The 26,331-nt window shown below is 61.7% G+C and carries 27 protein-coding genes and 1 tRNA gene; 17 read left to right on the top strand and 11 right to left on the bottom strand.

Annotated features, from left to right (window positions below):
- Positions 1 to 47: 47 nt before the first annotated feature.
- Positions 48 to 932 (bottom strand): 4-hydroxy-tetrahydrodipicolinate synthase, encoded by an 885-nt coding sequence (gene dapA / locus AC1DJO_RS16675; protein ID WP_477971828.1) that lies wholly within the window; start codon positions 930 to 932, stop codon positions 48 to 50.
- 216 nt (positions 933 to 1,148) lie between these two features.
- On the opposite strand from dapA, the gene AC1DJO_RS16680 reads away from it, so the two are divergent.
- Positions 1,149 to 3,215, top strand: coding sequence for a lytic transglycosylase domain-containing protein (locus AC1DJO_RS16680; RefSeq protein WP_477971830.1), 2,067 nt, complete (start codon positions 1,149 to 1,151; stop codon positions 3,213 to 3,215).
- 56 nt (positions 3,216 to 3,271) lie between these two features.
- A complete protein-coding gene (locus AC1DJO_RS16685) occupies positions 3,272 to 4,159 on the top strand; it encodes an alpha/beta fold hydrolase (protein WP_477971832.1) in 888 nt (295 codons plus the stop codon).
- 104 nt (positions 4,160 to 4,263) lie between these two features.
- On the opposite strand, the gene AC1DJO_RS16690 is transcribed toward AC1DJO_RS16685, so the two are convergent.
- The 5 genes from AC1DJO_RS16690 to AC1DJO_RS16710 form a co-directional block, all read right to left on the bottom strand.
- Entirely contained in the window at positions 4,264 to 5,319 is a 1,056-nt protein-coding gene (locus AC1DJO_RS16690; protein ID WP_310297920.1) for a porin, read from the bottom strand.
- A 312-nt stretch (positions 5,320 to 5,631) separates the two neighbouring features.
- On the bottom strand, positions 5,632 to 5,910 hold the full coding sequence (locus AC1DJO_RS16695) for a hypothetical protein (protein ID WP_477971835.1): 279 nt from the start codon (positions 5,908 to 5,910) through the stop codon (positions 5,632 to 5,634).
- Positions 5,883 to 5,972: transfer RNA gene (locus AC1DJO_RS16700), tRNA-Ser, on the bottom strand. The genes AC1DJO_RS16695 and AC1DJO_RS16700 overlap by 28 nt, the downstream gene beginning before the upstream one ends.
- An 85-nt stretch (positions 5,973 to 6,057) precedes the next feature.
- Positions 6,058 to 7,275 (bottom strand): NAD(P)/FAD-dependent oxidoreductase, encoded by a 1,218-nt coding sequence (locus AC1DJO_RS16705; protein WP_477971837.1) that lies wholly within the window; start codon positions 7,273 to 7,275, stop codon positions 6,058 to 6,060.
- A gap of 77 nt (positions 7,276 to 7,352) precedes the next feature.
- Entirely contained in the window at positions 7,353 to 8,468 is a 1,116-nt protein-coding gene (locus AC1DJO_RS16710; protein WP_477971839.1) for a Gfo/Idh/MocA family protein, read from the bottom strand.
- A gap of 209 nt (positions 8,469 to 8,677) precedes the next feature.
- On the opposite strand from AC1DJO_RS16710, the gene AC1DJO_RS16715 reads away from it, so the two are divergent.
- The 8 genes from AC1DJO_RS16715 to AC1DJO_RS16750 all read left to right on the top strand — a co-directional run bounded on the left by AC1DJO_RS16715 (position 8,678) and on the right by AC1DJO_RS16750 (position 17,152).
- Positions 8,678 to 9,553 carry a MurR/RpiR family transcriptional regulator gene (locus AC1DJO_RS16715; RefSeq protein ID WP_477971841.1) on the top strand — a complete coding sequence of 292 codons (876 nt, stop codon included), beginning with the start codon at positions 8,678 to 8,680 and terminating at the stop codon, positions 9,551 to 9,553.
- Between the two features lie 92 nt (positions 9,554 to 9,645).
- Positions 9,646 to 11,580, top strand: coding sequence for a bifunctional 5-dehydro-2-deoxygluconokinase/5-dehydro-2-deoxyphosphogluconate aldolase (locus AC1DJO_RS16720; protein WP_477971843.1), 1,935 nt, complete (start codon positions 9,646 to 9,648; stop codon positions 11,578 to 11,580).
- Between the two features lie 194 nt (positions 11,581 to 11,774).
- Positions 11,775 to 13,625: a 3D-(3,5/4)-trihydroxycyclohexane-1,2-dione acylhydrolase (decyclizing) gene (iolD, locus tag AC1DJO_RS16725; RefSeq protein WP_477971845.1), complete on the top strand. Its 1,851-nt coding sequence runs from the start codon at positions 11,775 to 11,777 to the stop codon at positions 13,623 to 13,625.
- 175 nt (positions 13,626 to 13,800) lie between these two features.
- Positions 13,801 to 14,721 (top strand): myo-inosose-2 dehydratase, encoded by a 921-nt coding sequence (gene iolE / locus AC1DJO_RS16730; protein ID WP_477971847.1) that lies wholly within the window; start codon positions 13,801 to 13,803, stop codon positions 14,719 to 14,721.
- A gap of 190 nt (positions 14,722 to 14,911) precedes the next feature.
- The gene (iolB, locus tag AC1DJO_RS16735) at positions 14,912 to 15,706 is read left to right on the top strand and encodes a 5-deoxy-glucuronate isomerase (protein WP_477971849.1); all 795 of its coding nucleotides are present in this window, start codon (positions 14,912 to 14,914) and stop codon (positions 15,704 to 15,706) included.
- A gap of 91 nt (positions 15,707 to 15,797) precedes the next feature.
- Complete coding sequence (locus tag AC1DJO_RS16740; protein ID WP_477971851.1) at positions 15,798 to 16,025, top strand: YjiS-like domain-containing protein; 228 nt, start codon at positions 15,798 to 15,800, stop codon at positions 16,023 to 16,025.
- Positions 16,026 to 16,063: 38 nt separating this feature from the next.
- The gene (locus AC1DJO_RS16745; RefSeq protein WP_112517346.1) at positions 16,064 to 16,900 is read left to right on the top strand and encodes a helix-turn-helix domain-containing protein; all 837 of its coding nucleotides are present in this window, start codon (positions 16,064 to 16,066) and stop codon (positions 16,898 to 16,900) included.
- Between the two features lie 87 nt (positions 16,901 to 16,987).
- The gene (locus tag AC1DJO_RS16750; RefSeq protein WP_477971853.1) at positions 16,988 to 17,152 is read left to right on the top strand and encodes a hypothetical protein; all 165 of its coding nucleotides are present in this window, start codon (positions 16,988 to 16,990) and stop codon (positions 17,150 to 17,152) included.
- Positions 17,153 to 17,372: 220 nt separating this feature from the next.
- Here AC1DJO_RS16750 and AC1DJO_RS16755 read toward each other — a convergent pair whose 3' ends face one another.
- Entirely contained in the window at positions 17,373 to 18,740 is a 1,368-nt protein-coding gene (locus AC1DJO_RS16755) for an MATE family efflux transporter (RefSeq protein ID WP_477971855.1), read from the bottom strand.
- Between the two features lie 15 nt (positions 18,741 to 18,755).
- A complete protein-coding gene (locus AC1DJO_RS16760; protein ID WP_477971857.1) occupies positions 18,756 to 19,193 on the bottom strand; it encodes a glyoxalase superfamily protein in 438 nt (145 codons plus the stop codon).
- A 339-nt stretch (positions 19,194 to 19,532) separates the two neighbouring features.
- Between AC1DJO_RS16760 and AC1DJO_RS16765 the strand changes: the two genes are divergently transcribed.
- The gene (locus tag AC1DJO_RS16765; protein WP_112390773.1) at positions 19,533 to 19,877 is read left to right on the top strand and encodes a hypothetical protein; all 345 of its coding nucleotides are present in this window, start codon (positions 19,533 to 19,535) and stop codon (positions 19,875 to 19,877) included.
- Positions 19,878 to 19,937: 60 nt separating this feature from the next.
- Here AC1DJO_RS16765 and AC1DJO_RS16770 read toward each other — a convergent pair whose 3' ends face one another.
- Complete coding sequence (locus tag AC1DJO_RS16770) at positions 19,938 to 20,384, bottom strand: baeRF12 domain-containing protein (RefSeq protein WP_112537572.1); 447 nt, start codon at positions 20,382 to 20,384, stop codon at positions 19,938 to 19,940.
- Between the two features lie 164 nt (positions 20,385 to 20,548).
- Here AC1DJO_RS16770 and AC1DJO_RS16775 point away from each other — a divergent pair, with 164 nt between their 5' ends.
- The 3 genes from AC1DJO_RS16775 (at position 20,549) to AC1DJO_RS16785 (ending at position 22,715) form a co-directional block, all read left to right on the top strand.
- Positions 20,549 to 20,953, top strand: a complete 405-nt coding sequence (locus AC1DJO_RS16775; protein WP_477971859.1) for a DUF2177 family protein — start codon at positions 20,549 to 20,551, stop codon at positions 20,951 to 20,953.
- Between the two features lie 152 nt (positions 20,954 to 21,105).
- Positions 21,106 to 21,513 (top strand): PilZ domain-containing protein, encoded by a 408-nt coding sequence (locus AC1DJO_RS16780; protein ID WP_112390770.1) that lies wholly within the window; start codon positions 21,106 to 21,108, stop codon positions 21,511 to 21,513.
- A gap of 89 nt (positions 21,514 to 21,602) precedes the next feature.
- A complete protein-coding gene (locus AC1DJO_RS16785; protein WP_477971861.1) occupies positions 21,603 to 22,715 on the top strand; it encodes a pyridoxal phosphate-dependent aminotransferase in 1,113 nt (370 codons plus the stop codon).
- Between the two features lie 128 nt (positions 22,716 to 22,843).
- On the opposite strand, the gene AC1DJO_RS16790 is transcribed toward AC1DJO_RS16785, so the two are convergent.
- Positions 22,844 to 23,110 (bottom strand): SEL1-like repeat protein, encoded by a 267-nt coding sequence (locus tag AC1DJO_RS16790; RefSeq protein ID WP_112537574.1) that lies wholly within the window; start codon positions 23,108 to 23,110, stop codon positions 22,844 to 22,846.
- A gap of 440 nt (positions 23,111 to 23,550) precedes the next feature.
- Here AC1DJO_RS16790 and AC1DJO_RS16795 point away from each other — a divergent pair, with 440 nt between their 5' ends.
- The 3 genes from AC1DJO_RS16795 (at position 23,551) to AC1DJO_RS16805 (ending at position 25,975) form a co-directional block, all read left to right on the top strand.
- Positions 23,551 to 23,889, top strand: a complete 339-nt coding sequence (locus AC1DJO_RS16795; RefSeq protein WP_112390768.1) for a DUF2147 domain-containing protein — start codon at positions 23,551 to 23,553, stop codon at positions 23,887 to 23,889.
- 338 nt (positions 23,890 to 24,227) lie between these two features.
- Positions 24,228 to 24,407, top strand: a complete 180-nt coding sequence (locus AC1DJO_RS16800) for a hypothetical protein (RefSeq protein WP_112390767.1) — start codon at positions 24,228 to 24,230, stop codon at positions 24,405 to 24,407.
- 59 nt (positions 24,408 to 24,466) lie between these two features.
- Positions 24,467 to 25,975: an AMP nucleosidase gene (locus AC1DJO_RS16805; RefSeq protein ID WP_477971863.1), complete on the top strand. Its 1,509-nt coding sequence runs from the start codon at positions 24,467 to 24,469 to the stop codon at positions 25,973 to 25,975.
- 2 nt (positions 25,976 to 25,977) lie between these two features.
- On the opposite strand, the gene AC1DJO_RS16810 is transcribed toward AC1DJO_RS16805, so the two are convergent.
- On the bottom strand, positions 25,978 to 26,190 hold the full coding sequence (locus tag AC1DJO_RS16810; RefSeq protein ID WP_477971865.1) for a hypothetical protein: 213 nt from the start codon (positions 26,188 to 26,190) through the stop codon (positions 25,978 to 25,980).
- Positions 26,191 to 26,331: the final 141 nt, after the last annotated feature.

A 26,331-nucleotide genomic window follows, 5' to 3' on the forward strand; every position in this document is an offset into this window, starting at 1 on the left:
AACCACCCGTGCTTGTGAAGACGGGCGAGCCCGCCCTCACCTTTGGTTCAGTTCAACAGGCCGGCGTGACGGAGCGCTGCGTCCATGGCGGCTTCCGTGCCGGCTTCCAGCGAGGCGACCAGCGGCGAGCGAACGTTGCGGCTCATGCGGCCAAGCTTGGCCAGACCGTATTTCGCGCCACAGACGCCCGGCTCCATGAACACTGCCTTGTGCAGCGGCATCAGCCGGTCCTGATATTCCAGCGCCTTGACGTAATCACCAGCCAGCGTTGCCGCCTGGAACTCCGCACAGAGGCGCGGCGCCACATTGGCAACGACCGAAATACAGCCGACGCCACCATGGGCGTTGAAGCCTAGCGCCGTTGCGTCTTCACCCGAAAGCTGGCGGAAATCCTTGCCGCAGGTGATGCGCTGGTCGGAGACACGCTCGATCTTGCCCGTCGCATCCTTGACGCCGACGATGTTCGAATGCGCCTTGACGAGCGCACCCATCGTCTCCGGCGACATGTCGATCACCGAACGGCCGGGAATGTTGTAGATATAGATCGGCAGCTTGACCGCCTCGGCGATCGCCGAGAAATGGGCGATCAGACCCTTCTGTGTCGGCTTGTTGTAATAGGGCGTGACGACGAGAACGGCATCCGCGCCTGCCTTTTCGGCATGCTGGGCAAGCTCGATCGCTTCGCGCGTGTTGTTCGATCCGGCACCGGCCATAACAGGAACGCGCTTGGCGGCCGCCTCGATGCAGAGTTCCACCACCCGTTTGTGCTCGGCATGCGACAGCGTCGGCGATTCGCCGGTCGTACCGACGGGAACGAGGCCGCTGCTTCCTTCCTTGATCTGCCAATCGACATGGGCGGCGAAAGCCGCTTCGTCGACATTGCCAGAATCCGTGAAGGGGGTGACGAGGGCGGGAATGGATCCCTTGAACATGCAGAACTCCCTAAGGCCGAAATCCACGCTTCGGCCGCATTCTTTGGATAAGAGTTGCGCACCATAGAGCGGTGAAAACGCCGCGACAAGCATGCTGAGATCGGTTTAGGGCAAATTCCGATATCAAATGTGAACGAAGTTTACCGGTTCCGGTAAGCTTTCATTAAGATGCCGTTTGCGAGACTTGGGGCCACGTTTTCGTTGCGAGTATCCCGGATGAGAAGAGCTGTCCTGACCCTGACCGCCCTCGGCCTGTCGGCCGCCGCGTGGAGCAGCGTCGCGTCGCCATTGCCGCAGACAGATGTTCCGGTCCCCGACGTCAAGCCGATCGGCTATGTGCCGCAGACATCCATGCCGGAATCGATTATGACCGGCGCCATTCCGCGCACGGTCGCGCCGGTGAACGGCGACCTGAAGAGCGGGCTCGACGCGCTGTCGGCCAAGGATCCGCAGCAGGCGATCTCCATTCGCGACGGCATGGCGAAGGGAACGCTCGACCGCCATATCCTGACCTGGGCGATCGCCATGTCCGGGCAGAAGGGTATCCCCTCCTACGAGATCGCCGGCGCCTCGCAGGAGCTGAAAGGCTGGCCCGGTCTTTCGCGGCTGCGCGCCAATTCGGAACGCGCACTCTACGACGAAAACCCTGACCCGGCGGCTGTGTTTGCCGCTTTCGGCGATACCGCGCCGGAGACCAACGAAGGCGCCATCATCCTATCGCGCGCATTGGTTTCGGCCGGAAAGCAGGCGCAGGCAGCCAAATACATCCGCAAAGTCTGGCGCGGCCAGGGCCTGGACAAGCCAACCGAAGACAAGATCCTCGCCGAGTTTTCAGGCCTGATCACGCCTGCCGACCACAAGGCGCGCATGGACTATCTCATGTATCGCGGCCGCACGGCACAAGCCAAGCGCTTCGGCGACATGGGACAGGCGCAGTCGCTCTACAAGGCTTGGGCCGCCGTCGCCGCCAAGGCGCCGAATGCTGCAGCCCTGCTCAACGGCGTCGACAAGACATGGGGCACCGACCCCGGCTATCTCTTCGCCCGCATCGAATATCTGCGTAAGCAGGAGAAATATGCCGAGGCCGCGAAGCTTCTGGCACAGATGCCATCGAAGCGCGACGAGCTGGTGAATGCCGGCGAATGGTGGAACGAACAGCGGATCATCAGCCGCGGCCTCGTCGATCAGGAACAGTTTGCCGCCGCCTATCGCATCGTTTCCAACAGCGTGGCGACGAGCCCGACCGATATCGTCGAGGCGGAATTCCATGCCGGATGGTATGCACTGCGCGGCCTTCAGGACCCGAATGCGGCCGAACAGCATTTCCGCAAGATCCTGCAGATTTCCAGCGGGCCACTCTCCGTGTCACGCGCCTGGTATTGGCTCGGACGCTCGGCGGAAGCCGGTGGCTCCGGCCAATCGAAGGAGTTCTACACCAAGGCCGCGAGCCTGCCGAGCACCTTCTACGGGCAGCTCGCCAGCGAGCGGCTGGGCCGCAAGACGCTGAATGTTTCCTATCCGTCGCCGACCAATGAGGACCGGCAGAACCTGCAATCGCGCGAAGCGGTGCAGGCGATCGCGCGCCTTGAAGCCGCCGGACATGGCTGGCGGGCGGCGGCGCTCTATCTGGCGCTTGCCGACCAGATCCAGAGCCCTGGCGAGCTGGCGATTCTCACCGCGCAAGCCGAACGCTCCGGCGACCACCATCTGTCACTGCAGATCGGCAAGATCGCCTATTCGCGCGGCATCGATGTTGCCGCCCTTGCTTTCCCCGTCGGTGTCATTCCCTCGAGTGCCAATATCTCCGGCTCCGGCAAGGCGCTCGCCTATGCCATCGCCCGGCAGGAGAGCGCATTCAACCCGGCCGCGGTCTCCGCCGCCAATGCCCGCGGTCTGCTTCAGCTTCTGCCCGGGACCGCCAAGGCCGTCGCCAAGCGGCACAACATCGCCTATTCCGCCGACAAGCTGACCGGCGACGCAGGCTATAACGCGACACTCGGCGCTCATTATCTCGGTGAACAGATCGACGCCTTCGGCGGCTCCTATATCCTGACCTTCATCGCCTACAATGCCGGCCCGAAACGCGTGCCCGAATGGATCGCTCGCTATGGCGACCCGCGCGGTAAGAATATCGACGAGATCGTCGACTGGATCGAGCGCATCCCCTTCCCCGAGACCCGCAACTACGTGCAGCGGGTGATGGAGAATTACGAGGTGTATAAAGCGCGGCTCGGCCAGACGCCGGATATCGAGCGCGACCTGATCGGCGGCCGTTCCTCCTGAGATCGCTTGCAGAATGAAGCCCCGGCGCTAACCTCCCTGACAACAGGGAGATAGCGATGACGACGGATTTCGATGCAGGCTTCACGGCGCAGATGATCACCACGGCCGATGGCCTCAGACTGCATGCGCGAGATTACGGCAGTGCGCATGTAGGCACCCTCCCCGTCATCTGCCTACCCGGCCTGACGCGCAACTCGCGCGACTTCCATCAGCTGGCGCTTCTGCTCTCGACCAACCCACAATCACCCCGCCGCGTCATCGCCCTCGACTATCGCGGCCGCGGGCTCTCCGACTGGGATTACAACAAGGCGAATTACAACATCGCCGTCGAGGCACAGGATGTGCTTTCCCTCTGCGCGACCCTTGGCATCCACCGCGCCATCTTTATCGGCACCTCCCGCGGAGGCCTGATCCTGCATCTGATTGCCGCAATGAGGCCGGAACTGCTGGCCGGCGTGGTGTTGAACGATGTCGGACCGGTGCTGGAGCTCGCAGGCTTGCGGCATATCCAGGATTATCTCGGCAAGGCACGGCGGCCCGATAGCTGGGACGACGCGGGAAGAATGCTGCGGGAGCTGCATGGCAGCGATTTTGCGGCGCTCTCGGCAGCAGACTGGCTGGAGATGGCGCAGGCAATCTATCGTGAGACTGAAGATGGAATCGTGAGCGACTTCGATCCCGCTATCGCGGAAGCGATGACGGCCGCCGATTTCAGCAATCCATTGCCGGATCTTTGGACGCAGTTTGAGGCGATGATGGTTGCGCCGCTCTTGGTCGTGCGCGGCGAGAATTCAAAGCTTTTGTCCGAGGAGACGGTTGCGGAGATGCTGAGGCGCCATCCTGACAGCGTGCGGTTGACCGCCCGGCAGCAGGGGCACGCGCCGCTGCTGCATGTCGATTCCATTCCATCACAGTTGGAGCGGTTTATCGAGGTTTGCACTTAGGCGACCATAGTCCACAGGCTAAGCGTTTAGATCTTGAACTCCACAAAAGCAAAAAGCCCGGCTCGAGAGCCGGGCTTTCCTGATTTGACCGAAGTCAGATCAGATTAGAATGCGCGCTGCAGGCGGAAGAAGCCGTTTACGCCGTCCGTGCTGTTGCCAGCGCCGTCGTCAGCATTGCCGTAGTTGATTGCCAGCTTCGTGGAGAGGTTCTCTGCGATCTGGTAGTCGAGCGTTACGCCAGCGAGCCAGGTGTGGCCGTCGTCGTAGTTGCCGTCGACGTCAAGTTCGGTGTTGCCGATGTACTGAACGCCAGGAGTAATGGTGAACTTGTCGGTAGCCTTGACAGCGTACTGAGCAGCGATCGACCATTCACCAGCCGTGTAGTAAGCGCTCTGGCCGCTGGAGTAGATACCAGCGATACCGAAGGTACCCGGACCGATGTCAGCACCGAGCTTTACGCGAACAGCGCCTTCTTCAGCGTCGATGTCGTAGCCGCCGATGACCTGGTACGTGAAGGCACCAGCCGTGCCACCAACGCCAACGTCGATACCGACGTCGTTACCATTGGTTTCCCAATCGAAGCCCTGGCCGCCGAGTTCTTCAACAGCGATACCAGCGTAGAAGTCGCCAGACTCATACTGGTAACGGATGGTGTTGAAGCTGGTCGTGCCGGAGTTCAGCGTGTCGAACTCGCCCGAGAAGTCATCATCCCACCAGTTAACGAACTTACCGACGCGGAGGCCAGCGATGTCGATGTAAGCGGTGTCGAGAACGGTCGAGTCCTGCGAGGACTGATCGAGAGCGTCGCCAGCCGGGCGGTAGTTAGCCTGGTAGACGATAACGCCGGTGAGCGGGCCGTATTCGGTGTCGCTCTTGGCAGTGAACTGAACCTGACCGCGGGTGCGGACGTTCCAGTCTTCAGCGCCACCGTTTTCGTATGCATCGCCGAAGCCGAAGTTTACGTCAAAACGAACGTAGCCTTCGATCTTGAGGCAGGTTTCGGTGCCCGGGATGTAGAAGTAGCCAGTGCCGTATGCGTCGCAAACGCGAACGTATTCTACTGCTTCCGGTTCAGCTGCAACGATAGCGTCGGCAGCCTGTGCACCGGATACTACTGCGAGAGCAGCAGCGGAGCCGAGAAGAAGGCTCTTGATTGTCATTGGTGACCTCCAATTCAAAGTTTCGATCGGGTCTGGGATTTTTCGCCGTTAGAGCAGCGTTCCCTGCCCCATCCCCATGTTTCAAGAAGTCGGACGATCAACCGCCCTCGCTTCCGAGGTTGAAAATACAAGACGCCGTCCGTCACGCAATCACCAACTGCCTCCTTTGTGCTGTTTGCATCTGCCTTCACAGACCCCTGTTGCTCAAAGGACACAAAATCGACATACGCCCCACCGGCTTCTTTATACTTCGTTAAGAAACGCCCGGTTTTGCAGGGGTTTAGCGGCATCACACATGTGGATGAACAGGCGTTATGTGCCGCAATGATACCGATTTTCCGCCGGATTCGGGGCTTTCGGCACATCTTGCGTGTCGTGCCGGAGGATTTGGTTTGCGCCGATGACCAGAGATGGAGGCTCGTGAATCACATCCGGCCTGGGGTGATTCCCATTTTTGATTCTGCCGGGAACTGAATTCGATTCCATCTGAACGGCAAAACGCCCGATGCGGATTCGCAGCCGGGCGTCACAAACGAAATGCTGAATGATCTTTTTGGGAAGGATGGCGGAGAAGATGGGATTCGAACCCACGATACCCTCTCGGGTATACTCCCTTAGCAGGGGAGCGCCTTCGACCACTCGGCCACCTCTCCGGTTGGGAGCCTGATAGAGTCATTCGACTGGTGAATCAAGCGCTATTTCGGCTTTTCACAGTCGAGACCACAGGGTACCCGGTCTTTATGCCAGCAGCTGCTTCAGATCAGCAGCGCCGTCGGCCAGAATGGTCTTGTCCGGATTGATTCCGGTCTCCAGCATCTTCTTGCCCGTCACATAGGCCTTGGCGTCATTGATGGCGTCAACGGCGATGAACTGGCCCTTGCGGAAGTACCAGATCGAATGCGCGCCCTCGCGGGCGCCCGGGCGCAGCAGCGTTTCGTCGTAGCCGAGGTTGAAACCGGCGATCTGCAGCTTCACGTCATACTGATCCGACCAGAACCAGGGCTTCGGATCATAGGCGGCACTGCCGCCGGCAATCACGGCGGCGGCGGCATCGGCCTGGTCGACGGCGTTCTGCACCGATTCGAGTCTGATCTTGCCGCCCTGCCAGGGGAGCACGGCGCAATCGCCTGCTGCATATATGGAGGGATCGGAGGTGCGGGCAAATTCGTCGACGATGATTCCATTGGCGACGTCGAGACCGGCTTCCTTGGCGAGCTGGTCGTTCGGGACGACGCCGATGCCGACGATGGCGAAATCGATGTCGATCACCGACCCGTCGGACAGCTCGGCGCCGGTGACGCGACCGTTCTTGCCGATCAGATGCTTCAATCCGGTCTTTTCGCGGATGACGACGTCGTGGGTTTCGTGAATCACCCGGATGATGTCAGCGGTTTCCTTGGCGGCGACGCGCTGAAGGATTCGGTCGGCCATCTCGATGACCGTCACTTCAAGGCCGAGATGGCGGGCTACAGCCGCCGCTTCGAGGCCGATATAGCCGCCGCCTATAATAAGGACACGTCGGCCGGGGCGCATTTCGCCGGCCAGCAGGTCGGCGTCCCGCTTGTCGCGGGCGACATAGACGCCTTCGAGATCGCCGCCGATCGCGGCGGGGAGCTTGCGCGGCGTCGAGCCTGTCGTCAGCGCCAGCGTTCCATATTCTATAGCAGAGCCGTCCTGCAGCAGGACCTGCTTCGTGTCGCGCCTGATTTGCTCGACCCAGGTCGAGAGGCGGATCTCGACATTATTGTCCGGGTACCACTGCTCCGGGCGGAACAGCAGGCGATCGAAGCTCATCTCGCCGAGCAGGTATTTCTTGGACAGCGGCGGGCGCTGGTAGGGGAGCACATCCTCGGCGCCGAGGATGGTGATCGGGCGGGTGTCCTTGAGGGCGCGGAGTTTCGCAGCCATGGCGAAGCCTGCCTGCCCTGCGCCGATGATTACCAGTCTGTCCGTCACGGTCCCGCTCCCTGCAATCGTTGTTGGGGCGAGAGGTAGTCCCCGCCCCTTGCGCCGTCAACCGGAAGCGAATCTCTTCAGTCGATCTCGATCCAGCGGCGCTCGTGAAACGACTGTGCCATGGCGTGAACAGACTTCTCTATCCTAAGACCGTCTTCGAATGTCACCAAGGACGACGGCTCGCCCGAAATGGCGCGGATCAGTTCGCGGCATTCGATGATCTTCAGATCGTTGAAGCCGAGGCCGTGGCCCGGTGCGGGAATGAAGCGGTCATAGGGCTGATGCTCCGGAGCCGCGAGAATCTTGCGGTAGCCCTGTTCCGTGCCGCGTCCCGTCGCCTGATAGAGGTCGAACTCGTTCATCCGCTCCTGGTCATAGGCGATCGAGCCCTTCGAGCCGTAGATCTGTAGCGCGATGCGGCCCTTGCGGCCCCAGGCGGCACGGTTGGCCATCAAGACCGCGGAGATCCCGCCGCCGAGGCGCATCAGCACATTGGCAGCATCGTGATTCTCGACAGCGCGGCGGCCGCCTTCCTTGACCGGACGATCGGCATAGGGCTTCACCATATCGGTAATGACGGCCTCGACATGGCCGAAGAGATACCAGAGCAGCGACAGCGGATGGACGGCGAAATCGTCGAGCGCACCGTAGCCGGCCGAGAGTTCGCTCTTCCAATAGAAGAAGACATCGGCATCGGCCATGAAGTCCTCGTCCATCTCGACGCGGATGTGATTGACGGTGCCGATCGCGCCTTGCTCGATCAGCGCCTTGATGTGCCGCATGATCGGGTTCTGGATATAATTGTAGCCGAGCACCGCGACCTTGCCCGATGCCTTGGCGACATCGAGCATGCGGCTGGCGTCCTTATAAGCAGGCGCCATCGGCTTTTCGCACCAGACGTGCTTGCCCGCTTCAAGCGCTGCGATCGCCATCTCGGCGTGGAACTGGTTGGGCGTCGTCACCGAGACGACATCGACCTCAGGATCCGATATCAGCGTCCGCCAATCGGCGGTCGCCTTCTCGAAGCCGAATTCGGAGGCGCGCGAGCTGGCGAGATTGGGATTGGCTTCGGCCAGATGCACGAGGCGCGGCCGCTCGACATCGCCGAAGACGGTCTTGACCGCATTCCAGGCCAGCGCGTGGCACTTGCCCATATAGCCAGTACCGATCAAACCTATGCCAAGTGGCCTCATTTTGCGTATCCTCCTCCGAAAGCGAGGCGATTTTTGGAATATTTAGATCATTTTGACAAGATGCTAATGTTGCGACATTTGCGGCATGGGCGCCGGATTTATGTCTAAAATACTGAAAATTCAGCAAATTAAAAACAATTAGAAACGCCGGGAGAAATCATCTATGGTGCGAAATATGGAATATATGTTTCATTTCTTGGATTGCCTGCATGGATAACGACGCCAAGGCGCAGACGCGCGTACCCCGCGATTTCGAGAGTCTGCGCAGCACGATCATCGAGCGGAAGGTGAGCATGCCGAAGCGTCTGGCGCAGGTCGCCGCCTTCGCGCTCAGCAATCCCGATGAAATCGCCTTCGGCACGACGGCTAGCATCGCCGCGGCCTCCGAGGTTCAGCCATCGACGCTAGTGCGGCTTGCGCATCATCTCGGCTATGAGGGCTTTTCGGATCTGCAGAGCATTTTCCGCGAGCGGCTGCGCGACCGGACGCTGAGCTATGAAGAGCGTCTGGTAACTCTGGAGCAATCCGGCGGCGACGATGAGGACGCCAATCTGCTTTCGGGCTTCATCGGTGCGGCCAGCCAGTCGATCAACCGCATGGCTTCGACAGTGCAGAGCGAGACCTTCACCAAGGCGGTAGATATCCTGGCAGCCGCAGAGACGATCTATCTGATCGCCAAACGCCGCTCCTATCCGCTGACGGCGCATATGACCTACGCCTTCTCGAAACTCGGCATCCGCCACCAGATCGTTGCGTCGCCGAATGGCGTCGATCCTGAGATGGTGCAGTTTGCAACGCCGAGAGATGCAGCGATCGCGGCGAGCTTCTCGCCCTATGCGGCCGACAGCCTGTCGCAGGCCGAAGCGCTTGCCGATCGTGGCGTGCCTGTCGTTGCCATCACCGATTCGGCCTTTTCACCGCTCGCGTCCCGCGCAACCTGCTGGTTCGAGGTGGCGGAGGCGGATTTTGCCGGGTTCCGGTCGCTGTCGGCGTCGATGGCGCTGACCATGGCATTGCCGGTGGCGATCGCCGAGCGCCGACGCAAGACGCAGGGGCAAAAGCGATCGAAAAGCAAAATGGAATAAATATTCCGAATTGACAACAAGACGGAACCGTTGTTTCATTATTGCCAATTCGCGGACATTTCAGACCGCATAAAAATGAGCGGGAGGACAATATGGTAGAATCGAATCCGGGTTCGCAGCCCGAGGCATCTCTCGATGTGATCACCATCGGCCGTTCCTCCGTTGACCTTTACGGCCAGCAGATCGGCACGCGGCTTGAAGATATCGGCTCTTTTGCGAAATCCGTCGGCGGTTGCCCGGCGAATATCGCCATCGGCACGGCGCGGCTCGGGCTGAAGTCGGCGCTGATAACCCGCGTCGGCAACGAGCAGATGGGCCGCTTCATCATCGAGCAGTCGGCGCGCGAAGGCGTGGAGACCAAAGGCATCAAGACCGACAAGGAGCGGCTGACGGCGCTCGTGCTGCTCGCCGTCGAGGCCGAAGGCGTTTCGCCGATGATCTTCTACCGTTCCGACTGCGCCGACATGGCGCTGGAAGAAAGCGATGTCGATGAGGACTTCATCAAGTCGTCGCGCGCGGTTCTGGTTTCCGGCACGCATTTTTCCCGCCCCAACACCGAGGCAGCACAGCGCAAGGCGATCCGGATTGCCAAGGCGAACGGCCGCAAGGTGATCTTCGACATCGATTACCGCCCCAATCTCTGGGGCCTTGCCGGCCATGCCGAGGGCTTCGAGCGCTATGTGAAGTCAGACCGCGTTTCCTCGAAGATGAAGGAGACGCTGCCGGATTGCGATCTGATCATCGGTACGGAAGAGGAAATCCTGATCGCTTCGGGCGCCGATGACGTGCTCGGCGCGCTCAAGGAAATCCGCCGCCTTTCACCGGCGACGATCGTGCTCAAGCGCGGCGCCATGGGCTGTATCGTCTATGACGGCCCGATCAGCGACAATCTGGAAGACGGCATTGTCGGCGAAGGTTTCCCGATCGAGGTGTTCAACGTGCTCGGCGCCGGCGACGCCTTCATGTCTGGCTTCCTGCGCGGCTGGCTGAAAAATGAGCCGCTGAAGACCTGCGCCACCTGGGCCAATGCCTGCGGCGCCTTCGCGGTCTCCCGCCTGCTCTGCTCGCCTGAGTATCCGACCTGGGCCGAGCTCGACTTCTTCCTGACGAAGGGCAGCGAACACCGGGCGCTGCGCAAGGACGAGGCGATCAACCACATTCACTGGGCATCGACCCGCAAGGGTGAAATTCCGCTATTGATGGCGCTGGCGATCGACCATCGCTCGCAGCTCACCAGCGTCTGCGACGAACTCGGCGTCGATCACAAGAAAATCGTCGCCTTCAAGCGGCTGGCTGTCGAAGCCGCCGCCCGGGTTGCCAACAATCGCAGCGGCTACGGCATGCTGATCGACGAGCGCTTCGGCCGCGATGCCTTCTTCGATGCCGCGACCAAGAATTTCTCCTGGATCGGCCGCCCGGTCGAGCTGCCGGGTTCGAAGCCGCTGCGCTTCGAGTTCAGCCAGGATATCGGCTCGCAGCTCGTCGAATGGCCGCTGAACCATTGCATCAAGTGCCTGTGCTTCTATCACCCCGACGATCCGGCCGAGCTGAAGCTCGAGCAGCAGGAAAAGCTGCGCACACTGTTCGAAGCCGCCCGCAAGGTCGGCCGCGAGCTGCTGGTCGAGATCATCGCCAGCAAGAATGCACCGCTGACCGACGACACCGTGTCGGCGGCGATGGAAGAGCTCTATGCGCTCGGCATCAAGCCGGACTGGTGGAAGCTCGAGCCGCAGGCATCGAGCGCCGCCTGGAAGAAGATCGATGCGGTGATCGCCAAAAATGATCCATGGTGCCGTGGTATCGTGCTGCTCGGGCTGGAAGCGCCCGCCGACGAATTGCTCAAGGGCTTCGAGGCAACACTGGCCGCCCCGTCGGTCAAGGGCTTTGCCGTCGGACGGACGATCTTTGCCGATGCCGCCCGTCCGTGGTTGTCCGGCAAGATGAATGACGAGGATGCGATATCCGACATGGCGGGCCGTTTCCGCCAGCTGACCGAGGCCTGGCTGAAGACGCGCGGGCTGAATTGAGGAATTAAACCCCTCCCCAACCCCTCCCCACAAGGGGGAGAGACTTAACTTGAGGCACTGCCTCGCTTCGTAACTCAACGTGCCGCGAATGCAACGTTGCAGTTAAGCGCGGAGAGCCCCACGGGTTAGCCCCTCCCCCTTGTGGGGAGGGGTTGGGGAGGGGAAGATACAGAGCGAAGGTTCGGGAGGACCCGATGGGTAAGACAATCCGTTTGACGATGGCGCAGGCTGTTGCGCATTTCCTGAAGAAGCAGATGACCGTCGTCGACGGCAAGAAGGTGCCGATCTTCGGCGGTGTCTGGGCGATCTTCGGCCATGGCAACGTCGCCGGCATGGGCGAAGCGCTCTATCAGGTGCGCAGCGAACTGCCGACCTACCGCGCCCACAACGAGCAGGGCATGGCGCATGCGGCGATCGCCTATGCCAAGGCGAGCTTCCGCCAGCGCTTCATGGCCTGCACGACCTCGATCGGCCCCGGCGCACTCAATATGGTGACGGCCGCCGGTGTAGCGCATGTCAACCGCGTCCCGGTTCTCTTCCTGCCCGGCGACGTCTTTGCCAATCGCGCCCCGGATCCGGTGCTGCAGCAGATCGAAGACTGGGGTGACGGCACGGTCTCGGCCAACGACGCCTTCCGCCCGGTTTCGCGCTATTTCGATCGCATCACCCGCCCCGAGCAGATCATCTCGGCGCTGAAGCGCGCCATGCAGGTGCTGACCGACCCGCTGGATTGCGGCCCGGTGACGCTCTCGCTCTGCCAGGATGTGCAGGCCGAAGCCTTCGACTATCCGGAGAGCCTGTTCGAGGAAAAGGTCTGGGCCGTCAGACGTCCGCAGCCGGATGCCGACGAGCTTGCCTCGGCCATCGCGCTGATCAAGGCATCGCAGAAGCCGGTGATCATCGCCGGCGGCGGCGTGCTCTATTCGCAGGCGACCAAGGAACTGGCCGCCTTTGCCGATGCGCATGGCGTTCCCGTCGTGCTGACGCAGGCCGGCAAGTCGGCGATCGACGAGCGGCATCCGCTGGCTCTCGGTTCGGTCGGCGTCACCGGAACCTCGGCCGCCAATGCAATTGCCGAGGATACCGACCTCATCATCGCCGTCGGCACCCGCTGCCAGGACTTCACAACCGGCTCCTGGGCGCTCTTCAAGAATGACGGGCTGAAAATGCTCGGCCTCAATATCGCGGCCTACGACGCCTACAAGCATGATGGCCAGCCGCTGGTCGCCGATGCGCGTGAGGGCCTGAAGGCGCTGTCCAAGGGTCTTTCCGGCTGGAAAGCGCCGGCAGCGCTTGCCGAGAAGGCAACGAAGGAAAAGAATGTCTGGATGCAGGCCGCCAGCAAGGCGATGGCGTCCACCAATGCGGCGCTCCCCTCCGACGCGCAGGTGATCGGCGCCGTGACGCGTTCGTTCGAGCTCGAAAAGGCGATCGGCCTTTGCGCGGCGGGCGGTCTTCCCGGCGAAATGCACAAGCTCTGGCCGGCGACGGCACCCGGCAGCTACCACATGGAATACGGCTTCTCCTGCATGGGCTACGAGATCGCCGGTGGCCTCGGCGCCAAGATGGCGCATCCCGAGAAGGACGTCGTCGTGATGATCGGCGACGGTTCCTACATGATGCTGAATTCGGAGCTGGCGACATCGGTGATGATGGGCCTGAAGCTCAATATCGTGCTGCTGGATAACCGCGGCTACGGCTGCATCAACCGGCTGCAGATGGCAACCGGCGGCGCCAACTTCAACAACCTGCTGAAGGACTCCTATCACGAGGTCATGCCGGAGATCGATTTCCGCGCGCATGCCGAAGCGATGGGGGCGATTGCCGTCAAGGTCGCATCGATCGCCGAGCTGGAGAAGGCGATCGCCGATTCGAAGGGCAACGACCGCACCTCGGTCTTCGTCATCGATACCGATCCGCTGATCACCACGGAAGCCGGTGGCCACTGGTGGGATGTTGCCGTGCCTGAGGTGAGCCCGCGCGGAGAGGTCAACAAGGCGCATGCGGCCTATGTGAAGGCACGCGAGGCGCAGCGGGTCGGCTGATTTGAAACATTGGAGCCCGGAGCCCCCTCATCCGCCCTTCGGGCACCTTCTCCCCACGGGGAGAAGGTGAAACGAGACGGCGCGGCATCGTCCCTTCTCCCCTCGGGGAGAAGGTGGCGGCAGCCGGATGAGGGGGCCGCACTCACTGATTTAAAGAATGACGAGGAGAATACCAATGAAGGCCAAACTTGGCATGTCGCCCATCGCCTGGTGGAACGACGATCTTCCTGAACTCAGCGACGACGTATCGCTCGAAGAGTGCCTGCGCCAGTCGCGCGGCGCGGGCTTTACCGGCATGGAACAGGGCCGCCGCTTCCCGAACAATCCCGGTGAAATGCTGCCGATCCTGCGCGCCGCCGACGTGACGCTCTGCGGCGGCTGGTTCTCCGGCACGCTCGTGAATGAAGAGCTGGCGGCCAACAAGGACCGCATCGCGCCGATGATCGAGCTGTTCAAGGCCGTCAACGCGCCCTGCATCGTCTATGGCGAAGTCGGCCGTTCCATCCAGGGCGACCGCTCCAAGCCGCTCGCCACCAAGCCGCGCCTTTCCGATGACGAGATGAAGGCCTATGGCCGCCGCGTCACCGAATTCGGCGAATGGTGCGCCGATCAGGGCATGCCGCTCTCTTATCACCACCACATGGCAGCCGTGGTCGAGACCGAACCGGAACTCGACGCCTTCATGAAGCATTCGGGTGCCGGCATTCCGCTGCTGCTCGATGCCGGTCACCTTGCCTTTGCCGGCGGCGACGTGCTGCGCGCCATCGACAACCACCACGCCCGCATCAACCACGTCCACGTCAAGGATATCCGCAAGCCTGTCGTCGATGGCCTCGACCGCAGCAAGCAGTCGTTCCTCGATGCCGTGGCGCTCGGCGCCTTCACGGTTCCGGGCGATGGCTCGCTGGACTTCGCCGCGATCGTCCAGCGCTTTGCCGATTACGGCTATGAGGGCTGGTTCGTCGTCGAAGCGGAACAGGACCCGCGCAAGGCGCCGCCGAAGAAGATGGCCGAGGTCGGCTATGCCGAACTGATGCGGGTGATGACGGCTGCGGGTTATACCGTCGAGACGGAAGGGTTCCCGAAGGGGGCTTGAGGAACAGAAAACCCCTCCCCAACCCCTCCCCACAAGGGGGAGGGACTTAACTTGTCGCACCGCCTCGCCACCAAAGCTATCCTCGCGGATAAGAGGTGGCGGTGAGAATTAGGAAAGTGCAACGAGCTAGCCCCTCCCCCTTGTGGGGAGGGGTTGGGGAGGGGAATTTACAAGGAACGGGAGAAACACCATGCCGAATCTCAAGGTAAAACCCGAAGGCACCAGCGGCCGCGTCACCCATGTGACGCCTGAAAGCGCCGGCTGGACCTATGTCGGCTTCGACATGTACCGGCTGAAACCGGGCGAGACCGCATCGGGCGAAACGGGTGAGCGCGAGATCTGCCTCGTCTGGGTCAGCGGCAAGGGCAAGGCCTCGGCCGGCACCCGCGATTTCGGCACGCTCGGCGAGCGCATGAGCCCGTTCGACGGCGCACCGCATGCGCTCTATATCCCGATGGAATCGGCGTGGTCGGTGACCGCCGAGACCGATCTGGAACTTGCCGTCTGCTCCGCACCGGGCGGCGGCACCTACGAGGCGAAGGAGATCCCGCCGGGCACGCATCCACCGCTGACTCGCGGCAAGGGCACCAATGTCCGTCACGTCAACAACATTATGCCCGAGGACGATGCCTCGGCGCATTCGCTGCTCGTCGTCGAGGTGATCACGCCGGGTGGCCACACCTCCTCCTACCCGCCGCACAAGCACGACCAGGACAACCTGCCGAACGAGAGTTTCCTGGAAGAGACCTATTACCACCGCCTCAACCCGCCGCAGGGCTTCGGCTTCCAGCGCGTCTATACCGACGACCGTTCGCTCGACGAGGCGATGGTGCTGGAGGATGGCGACGTGACGCTAGTGCCGAAGGGCTATCACCCCTGTGCCGCGACGCATGGCTACGATCTCTACTATCTCAATGTCATGGCCGGGCCGAAGCGGGTATGGAAGTTCTACAACGCGCCAGAGCATGAGTGGCTGCTGAAATAAGGTGCCGTTCGATCGCTAAATAATCTGACAGCGGGCGAGCCGTGCAAGTGGTTCACTGCCTCCATCGAAACAACCCCGATGGAGCAACATCATGCACGGCTCGACCGCCCTCATTTCCGGCCGCAACGGCTATCTGCTGCGGACAGCTCGTTCCCGGCTGGGCACCGCCCTCCTCTCCTTCTATCGATGGACCGCGCGCAAGCTTCGCGAGCGGCGTAACCTGAATGCCGTGATGGAGCTTTCGGATGCGCAGCTGAAGGATATCGGGCTGTCGCGCTACCAGACCGAAAGCGACGTGCACGTCTATTCCCGCGATTGAACTATGCTAGGATGCGCCCGCAATCCCCGGACGATATGATGCCGCAATTTTCGACAGCGCTGCTTTTGAAGACGGACACCGTCACCATCCGTGACGTGGTCTGCGATGGCGAATGCCGTCACAGGAGCGGCGAGGAATGCGCCCACAAGACCAGCCTCGTCTATCCCTATCGTGGCGTCTTCATGCGCCACGTCGGGCGCAGCGACACGGTGGCGGAAGCCAACCAGATGCTGTTCTTCAATGCCGGGCAAGGCTACCAGATCAGCCATCCCGTCGATGGAGGCGATGCCTGCATCGACCTTTCCGTCGATGACGCGCTGTTGGCCGAACTGGCGCCCCGAGACCAGGTCCAGCCCGGCGATCTGTTCGGCTTTCGCCGGCAGCGCCGGCGGATCGACCCGCGGGCGCAGGCGCTCGTCGCCCTTCTGCGCCATGGCCTGCGTCAGGGCGCTGCCGAGACGCTGGAAGCGGAGACGCTTGCGCTTACCCTCGTTCGCCGTTCGCTTGGCGAACGCACGTCACATGGAGCCGGCGCCAGTATCGGCCGTCAGAAGCTTGTCGATCGGGCAAAGCTGGTGCTCTCCTCCGACCTCGCCAGGCGCTGGACGCTTGCGGAGATCGGCGCCGAAGTCGGCGTTTCGCCCGTCTATCTCACCCAGGTCTTCCAGCAGGTCGAGGCGACGCCGCTCTATCGCTATCAGCTGCGGCTGCGCCTTGCGCGGGCGCTCGATCTTCTCGGCAAGTACGACGATCTGACCGCGCTCGGCCTCGAGCTCGGCTTTTCGAGCCACAGCCACTTCACTGCCTCGTTCCGCCAGGCCTATGGCCAGAGCCCGGCGGAATTCCAGCGCGCGGCGCGCATTCGGCCGCGATAAGTCGCTAAAGAATTCGACAGCGAGGCCGGTGCCTCCAGTGGTCTTATGATCCTGTCCCGAACGGGATACCCAACGGAGGATCAGAAGATGAAGAAAACCACATGCGCCGCCTGCGACTGCGAACTCGGCCATGACGCGATCAGCGTCAAGCTCGGCGGCACGACCGTCGAAGTCTGCTGCCAGGAATGTGCCGAGGCGCTGAAGGAAGCCGATACGGCAGCGACCGCAGCAACTGCGGCCAGCAAGGACTAGAAACCGGCAAAGCCTCACGGACCGCCCTCATTCCTGTGCTTGTCGCAGGAATCCGGCCGCCGCGCGTCGGCGCGGCGAGAAGAGTCTTTCCAGCCCAAGGACTTGGGCTGGCTGGATCCCTGTGACATCCCGTGGGCGAGGCCCTAAGGGCACAGGGATGAGGGAGTGCGTGGTTGGCGCTACAGCACCTCCCCGACCGCCCTCGCGGGCACCTCCCTATTCACGCCGGCAACAACCCATACCGCCACCCCAACCGCCGCGCATTCCGTGCCAGCACCGCAAACGCCAGCAGGAACATGCAGGCCTCGGCAAACACAGGCACCATCCATATCCCCATCTCGCCGAAGGCATGCGGCATCAGGAAGGTGAGCGGCAGGGTGAAGAGATAGGCGCGCGACAGGCCGAAGATCGCCGCCCGCCTGGCATCACCGATCGCCTGGAAATAGCCCGACAGCACGATCATCTGGCCGAACAGGAAATAGGCTCCGACGGTCCAGGGCAGGATGCGCGAGACTTCGGCGATGACAACGGGGTCGGCGACGAAGATGTGGCCGAGGCGGGTTGCCGAGAGCTCGACGACGATCTCCACGCCGGTGCAATAGACGAGCGCGGCAATCATCGCGATCTTCAGGCTTTGACCGACACGATCCCGCAGGCCCGCGCCGTAATTGTTGCCGGCGATCGTCTGCGAGGCGATGTTGAGGCCGAGCAGCGGCAGGTAGGCGACGGTCATGACGCGGGTGATGATGCCATAGGCGCCGACGGTCGCGACATAATCCCCCTCACCCCAGATCGACAGGTTGAAGATGACAGCTGCCGAGCAGAGCGAGATGCCGATGAAGCCGAGGCTCATCGGTGCGCCGAGCGCCAGGATCGGCTTCCAGTCCGAGATCCAGAACCGCGGTGCGGGCCGCAGCGCTGCAACATTCCGCCAGCGGTAGATGATCACAGCCAGCAGGCAGATCGCCTGGGCGAGCACCGAACCGAGCGCCGAACCGGCCACACCCCAATGCAGCACCGCCATGAAAAACCAGTTGGCAGCGATGTTGAGCGCCGAGGCGGCCAGCATGACAAGCGTCATGAAGCCGATCCGGCCTTCGCTGCGCAGCGCGTCGATATTGAGCGACAGGAAGAAGGCGATGGGTGCGGCGCCGACCATGATGCCCATGAAGATACGGGCGTTGGCCGCGACCGCCATATCGCCCGCCGCGGCATTGCCGACGATCCGCCAGCCGATCGTCCAGTAGATCAGGTTAACGATGATGACGACGGCGATCGCCAGCGCGTGGGCGGCGGCGAAGGTGCGGCGGGCGGCATCGCGATTGCCGCCGCCGAGCTCGCGGGCCAGGATGCTCGCCATGCCATTGGAGACCAGCGACTGAAGCGCCACGACCATCATCAGGCCGGGAAAGATCAGCGTTACCGCTGAGAGCGCCCCGGCGCCGACACAGGCACCGAGGAAATAAGCGTCCACCACGGCGAACAGGCCGTTGATGGTAGTGATCAGGATGATCGGCGCGGCTGTACGGGCAAAGACCTTTGGCAGCGGCGCGGTGAGAAACGGATTGGTTGCGGATGCGGTGTTCATCACTCGGATCCTCAATCAGATGTCGAGAACGAGCTGCGGCAGACCATTCGAGGTCTTGCGCGGCGAGACGCCATTGCCGTCCACCTGCGCATTGACGCGCTGGCGGAACGCCGAGAAGCTCTCGAAGGTCACGACATCGACGGGTTCGTCGAAATGGAGGGTGATCTTGTGCAATCCGCCATTGGTCTGGGCAAGCGCCAGCACCTTGCCGGTAAAGGGCTGGTTCAGATAGCGGCCGCGCACCTGCGCGCCGACCGAGAGCAGCGAGATCGGCGCGGCATTCGGGCGGGTGGCGAGCGCCGACAGCGTGTTCCAGTCACGCGCGCCATATTGCTGGGCGATGAGTTCGAGCGCGGCACTGTGGGATAGCGCGCTGCCGCGGGTTTCCATGGCCTGTCGCAGGCGCTTGGCCTGAGCCTTCAGCTCGTCGATGGATGGATAGGTCGTCGTCACAGGTTCAGCCTTTCGGAAGGCATGCCATTGTCGACTGTGAATGGGAGCTCGCCTTGCCGTCAGTCAGCATGCACCAAATGGCCGTGACTCATGTTTGCGAGGCTTCACCATGGACTTTCATCCGCGAGCGGCCGGTGCCTCGAACCGCAGCCTGTATGCGGCAGAGCGGCGGAACTGTCAAGAATGCCCCATAATGACCTGCCCGGCGGCGCCAGAAACGCCGGAAATACAGCGCTTTTCGCCGCCAGTCCCGCATAAGGCTCAAAATTTACCAATGCTTTTCACAACTTATCAGCATTCCCATATTACATTTCAACCAGACAACAAGCGGAGGCTGACATGGCCTTTCAGATGCACCTCAATGACGGCGATCAGGAGCAATCCTATCGTGACTTCCACTTGGACCGCCCCGGCAAGATCATCTTTGTCGGCCATCATCTCAGCACCGGCACACAGGTCCGCTGCCTGATCCGCACAATCAATCTCGGCGGCGCCGTGCTGGAAGTGAGCCCCTCGGTGGAGATGCCGAGCAATTTCTTCCTCGAGATCCTCGGCATCCACGACGAGATCGGCTCGACGGTGGTCAAGCGCGAGGGCGAGCTCGTGACGATCAGTTTCAACATGCTGATCAACGCCGAGTTCTTGCATCACGTACTGCGGCTGAGCTTCGAAACCGGCCTCTGATCTTCCCCCATGAAAACGGGCGGCCGAAGCCGCCCGCGATATCCTGCTTCGTTTCAGACGTTACGCCGCGAGGTGGCGCTCGATCTGGTCAACCGGCAGATTGGTATAGTCCTTTGCAACTTCGGCAGAGATTGCCGCCTGCGCACCGGCGCTGAGAACCGGGCGGAGCGTGCCGAGCGCCTTCGGCGGCGCGACGAGGACGATGCGGCGGGCATCCTTCTGATGCACAAGCTCATCGAGCTTGGCAGCGACCTGCTTCAGAAATTCGGCTTCCGCCCGGCCCTGCCAATCGGTTTGCTCGATTGCGCTGGCGCTTTGGCCATCCGGCGCCGAGGTCCGGCCCGGCTTGTCGGTGCCGAGTTCACGCGTCGGCTCGTTCGGCTGCGTCAGGGTTTCCTGAACCTGCAGGTTCATGATCTGGGCGTCGCCGGCATTCTGCATGAACAGCGCTTTCGCACCGTCGCAGACCACCACCCAGGACTCCCAAGGCACTCTGATATCAGCCATTTTTCATATCCTCTTGATTGTTTACCGAAGCGCGGAGCACTTCATCGACCAAGGCAAAACGCCTGGGAATTGAAAGAGTTCGCAGCCCGCGCCGAGAAAACGATTCAGTCAGGCAATCCAATTTCTCAATTCAGCGTAGAGATGATCAAACGGGAGAGACGCCGATGAAAACAGCGCTGATTGCCTATGCCGGGTCTTTCGCCACGCTGCTGGTGCTGGATGCGATTTGGCTCGGCCTCGTTGCCCGCACCTTCTACCGCGATCAGCTGGGCGACCTGATGCTGCCACAGCCGGCACTCGGCATCGCGGCGTTGTTCTATGTGTTCTTTGCAGTCGCCGTCGTGGTGCTCGCGGTGCTTCCGGCGGTCAGCGCGGCCTCGCTGACCACAGCGCTTGTCTATGCTGCCATTCTGGGACTGGCGGCCTACGGCACCTATGACATTACCAATCTGTCGACGCTGAAGAACTGGCCTGTGACGATGACCCTGGTGGACATGGCCTGGGGCACATTCGTCACCGCGGCAACGGCTGCGGGCGGCTATGCGGCTGCGCGGGCTTTTGGCGGATAGGCTTCCCGCTGCGGCACAGGACTGTGTCACGTAAGCACAAAATTCACATTCACTAAAATTGTCTAAATCTCTTTGACGAATGCGCAAAACATTCATGTGAGGCTCTGCCAGAACGCGCCAGGATGACCTTGGCTCAGACGGAGGACTGCACGATGTCCATGGACCGGGCAACGCATCTCGCGACGGTGAAATCTGAGGTCTACGACCAGCGCTGGGAGCAATTCCAGGTCAGCCGGCCGGCGCGCATCATCGCGGTGCGCCCGTGTCTCACCGGCATGTCGCTTCGCAGTGCGGAGATCCTCGATATCTCGCGCGGCGGTGCCACATTCCTCGTCGCGTCGACGGCCGGCCTTCCGAAACATTATTATCTGAACATTCTGGGGCTCGCCTACCGCATCGGCTGCGCAGAGGTGTACCGCAACAAGGAACGCATCGGCGTTCGCTTCATCAATGTGCTCGATCCGGAAGTACTGCGCCGCGTGGTGCGCGCCGACTTCATGGCCGGCAATGTCGAGGCGATCCAGGCTCGCCGCGCGGGCCGCATCACGGCGATGCAATAGGCCGGTTTCTGGAATAATCTTGCTTGCCTTGAAAAGAGCGGCGCCTATTGTTGGCGCCGCTTTCATTTTATCCGGGATTCAGCATTTCCATGTCCGCCTTTTCGCGCTTCACGCCGCTGGTCAGCTCCCTGCCCTCCACCGTTCCTTTCGTCGGCCCCGAAGCCATCGAGCGCCAGCGCGGCCTCAAGGTCGAGGCTCGTATCGGCGCCAATGAAAACGGCTTCGGCCCGGCCCCCTCAGTGCTCGAGGCGATGCGCGCGGCAGGCGGCGATATCTGGAAATACAACGACCCGGAGAATTTCGAGCTGCGCGAGGCGCTGGCCGCCCATCTCGGCGTCACCGCGGCCAATATCGCCATCGGCGGCGGCATCGACGAGCTGCTCGGGCAGATCGTCCGGCTGGTGATCGAACCCGGCATGCCCGTCGTCACCTCGCTCGGCGGCTATCCGACCTTCAACTTCCATGTTGCCGGTTTTGGCGGGCGCCTCGTTACCGTTCCCTATGTCAACGAACGGGAAGATCTCGACGGCCTGCTCGACGCGGTGAAGCGCGAGAATGCGCCGCTCGTCTATTTCGCCAATCCCGATAATCCGATGGGCAGCTGGTGGGATGCCGACAAGATCGTCGCCTTTGCCAGAGCGCTGCCCGAAACCTGCCTGATGGTTCTCGACGAGGCCTATAGCGAGACGGGACCGGCGAGTGCCCTGCCATCAGTCGAATCCCTGATCGACCTGCCGAACATCGTTCGCACCCGCACCTTCTCCAAGGCCTATGGCCTGGCCGGCGCCCGTGTCGGCTATGTGATCTCGACGCCGGGCACCGCCCAGGCTTTCGACAAGATCCGCAATCACTTCGGCATGAACCGGCTGGCAACGGCGGCGGCGCTGGCCGCGCTGAAGGATCAGGCCTACCTCGCCGAGGTGGTCGGCAAGATCCACGCAGCACGCGAGCGCATCTCCGACATTGCGCGGGCAAACCAGCTTTCGCCGCTGCCTTCGGCTACCAATTTCGTGACTGTCGATGCCGGGCGTGACGGCACCTATGCGCGCGCCATCGTCGATGGGCTGATGCAGCATGGCGTGTTCATCCGCATGCCGGGTGTCGCGCCGCTCAACCGCTGCATCCGTGTTAGCGTCGGGCCTGAAGCCGATATGGCCCTCTTCGAGCGATCACTGCCGCAGGTGCTGCGCACGCTCGGCTAAAACGGAAAAACCGCGCCGGCCTTGTTTCTGCCGGTCGCGGTTCCGTTCTCCTGGCGCAGGCCCGGTCAAGGTGCCCGCCATTCCCCTCGTTTCGAGGTTGTTATTCTTGTCTGATTTTTCGTTGCAGCTTAGTGGATGGTCATCCACTCGCGAGCGGCGCGGAGCGCCTCGACCAGCTGCATCTTGCTCATCGAAGCCGCGACGTCGGCGCGCAGGTCGACGGCGCGGTCGCTGCCCTTGATGGCGGCGATGTTCAGCCACTTGTGCGCGGCGACCAGATCGACTTCGCAGCCGCGGCCGGTTGCATACATCAGACCCATTTCGCAGAAGACGTCGGCGTTTTTGTCGCCACCCATGGTGGCCATTTCAGCATTGTGCATTTCAAAGCGTGCCATCGGTTTTATCCCTGTTTAGCCTGTTGTCGACTTGCCCTGTTTTACCGTCCGGGCCGTGCCGTCTATCGCGGCTTTCGGTCCCTTCCGGGCGGCGGGTTTGCCCCGCTCGTTTGATGGCTCCACTATGCCGCGGGGATTTCAAAAAACGCCTAAAATGCATGATTAATTTGAGACAAACAAAGTCCAAATGCTTGGTAAACTTGGGTTTTTGTTAAACATCGCGATGCCTGCAAATTAAGGAGTTTCGAGACAATTTTACGAAAGATTCAGATTTCAAAATCAACGCTTCGTTCACCACGAAACGAGCTGCCCAAACGGCAAGTCGGAAAATCTGCAGCTCCAGCCCCCTTGAAAACCCGGCATTTCCCGGCTTTCCGATATTTACCTTTACGTTCGCGTCAGTTATTTTTCGCGCCGGTCTGGACATCAGGGAGGAAAAGATGATCCGCGCATTTATTATCGCAAGCGCGCTGGCGCTTTCGGCAGGGCTTGCCCATGCGGACGAGCCGATCGTCGGTAACTGGAAGACCGCTTCCGGCGATACCGCACAAATCGCCGCTTGCGGCGGCAGCTATTGCATAACGCTGAAGAGCGGCAAATTCTCGGGCAAGAAGATCGGCACGCTGGCGGGCACCGGCAGCACCTATGACGGCGAGATCACCGACCCCAAGGACGACAAGACCTATAGCGGCTCCGGCAGCGTGTCCGGCGATACGCTGCGGATGAAGGGCTGCGTGATGAAGGTGCTCTGCAAATCGCAGACCTGGACGCGGCTTTAGGGGACGTTGCTCAAAGACTTCCATCGCGCCTCGAGCCCCCTCACCCTACCCTCTCCCCCAGGGGAGAGGGGAAGTAGACGCTGCGGCTAGCACCCCTTCTCCCCAGCGGGGAGAAGGTGGCCCAAAGGGCCGGATGAGGGGGCCGCGAGCGCAACATCTCGCTCTTCCTGTACCTCATAGAATTGAGGCCACTTTGGCCACCCTTGTGCGCGGACAGAAGCTCGCCCCAAACCCCACCCATTTTCCTGAACGCTAAATGAACCGGCATCTCAGCACCCGTTCAGCCGCACCGTGTCAAAAGGAGGGCAACGATCAAGGGCGCATACGGGTTAGGGAACATGGACGTGCTCATTCTGGCAAGACGCTTCACCATCATCACACTCTCGGCAGCCGTCTTCGCGGTCGCGTTTTCGGCAGCGGTGGTTCGCGGTGGCGGCGGTGGCGCCCAGTCGCATTTCGGGGCGAACTATACCTGCGCCGAAATCAGCAGCCCGTTCTGTTCAGGCGCTCCCAAATAATCTCATTTTCGCCTTCCGGGCGTCGCTTGCTTGTTAAAACCGGCGCTCTATAATGCGCCATGAGCACACGAATCTCTCCGCTAGCACCCCTCGACATCTCGTCTCCGCCCGCCTTTGAACCGCAAAGCTTCGACGATCCGGCCAAGGCCGTGGATGCGCTGACCGAGCTTTACGAGCGCAACACCGCCTTCCTGATCGAGAGTTTCGCGACCCTTGCCAAGGGCGCGCCGATCACCGCGCGGCACCGGGCCTTCTATCCGCAGGTCAGCATCGAGACGACGAGCTTCGGCCATATCGACAGCCGCCTCTCCTATGGCCACGTGACATCGCCGGGCGTCTACACGACGACGGTGACGCGTCCCAAACTCTTCCGGCATTACCTCAAGGAACAGCTGGCGCTTCTGATGAAGAGCCACAATGTTCCGGTCATCGTCTCCGAATCTTCGACGCCGATCCCACTGCATTTCGCCTTCGGCGAAGGCGCCCATGTCGAGGCCTCAGCATCGGCCTTCATAGACATTCCGATGCGTGATCTCTTCGACACGCCGGATCTAAACACCACAGACGATGAGATCGCCAACGGCGAATATATCCCGCCGCCCGGCGAACCTTCCCCGCTCGCCCCATTCACGGCGCAGCGTATCGATTACTCTCTGGCCCGTCTTTCCCACTACACGGCAACCGGCGCGCAGCACTTCCAGAATTTCGTTCTGTTCACGAACTACCAGTTCTACATCGACGAATTCTGTAACTGGGCGCGTGGCGTGATGGCCAATGGCGGCGGCGAAGAGGGCTACACCGCCTTCGTCGAGCCCGGCAACATTATCACCCATGCGGGTTCCAGCACGCCGGAAGGCGATGCGACGCCCGGCCGCCTGCCGCAGATGCCTGCCTACCATCTGAAAAAGAAGGGGCATGGCGGCATCACGATGATCAATATCGGCGTCGGCCCTTCCAACGCCAAGACGATCACCGACCACGTGGCCGTGCTTCGCCCGCATGCCTGGCTGATGCTCGGCCATTGCGCTGGTCTGCGCAACAGCCAGCGTCTCGGCGACTATGTACTGGCGCACGCCTATATGCGTGAGGATCACGTTCTCGACGACGACCTGCCGGTCTGGGTGCCGATCCCGGCGCTCGCCGAAGTGCAGGTAGCGCTGGAAGCGGCCGTTGCCGAAATCACCGGTTACGAGGGCTTCGAGCTGAAGCGTATCATGCGCACCGGCACCGTCGGCACGATCGACAACCGCAACTGGGAACTGCGCGATCAGGCAGGCCCGGTGAAGCGGCTCTCGCAGGCCCGCGCTATTGCGCTCGACATGGAATCGGCGACGATCGCCGCCAACGGCTTCCGCTTCCGTGTTCCCTACGGCACGCTGCTCTGCGTCTCCGACAAGCCGCTGCATGGCGAACTGAAGCTGCCGGGCATGGCGACGGCCTTCTACCGCACGCAGGTCAACCAGCATCTGCAGATCGGCATCCGGGCCATCCAGAAGCTGGCGGCCATGCCGCCCGAAACGCTACATTCGCGCAAGCTGCGCAGCTTCTTCGAGACGGCATTCCAGTAAGCTCAATCGTCAATGCTCCGGTCCGCAGTCATCTGCGGGCCGGTTTTCTCGCGCGGGACCATGTCCATCGCGCTGATGATGGCGATGAACAGCAGCACCGCGATTACAAACCGCGGCAGAAGCTGCGGCTCTTCTCGCTCGTAGAACTCGTCTGCCGTCATCTTCGGCTGACGTCTCGCCACCCAGCTGGCGATCGCGACCTCAAGAATTCCCATCGTCTCTGCTCCTCGATGTTGTCGATGGAGCTTGTCGGCTGGCCGCTGCAGGTTTCGACATTGCACCTCGAAGAAAGATTTTTTCTCCCGCTGTCGATTTGCGCTTAGTCTCGTCGTCCAGGAGCTGATGAGGCAGCCAGG

The sequence above is a fragment of the Rhizobium sp. 05N430 genome, assembly GCF_056396985.1.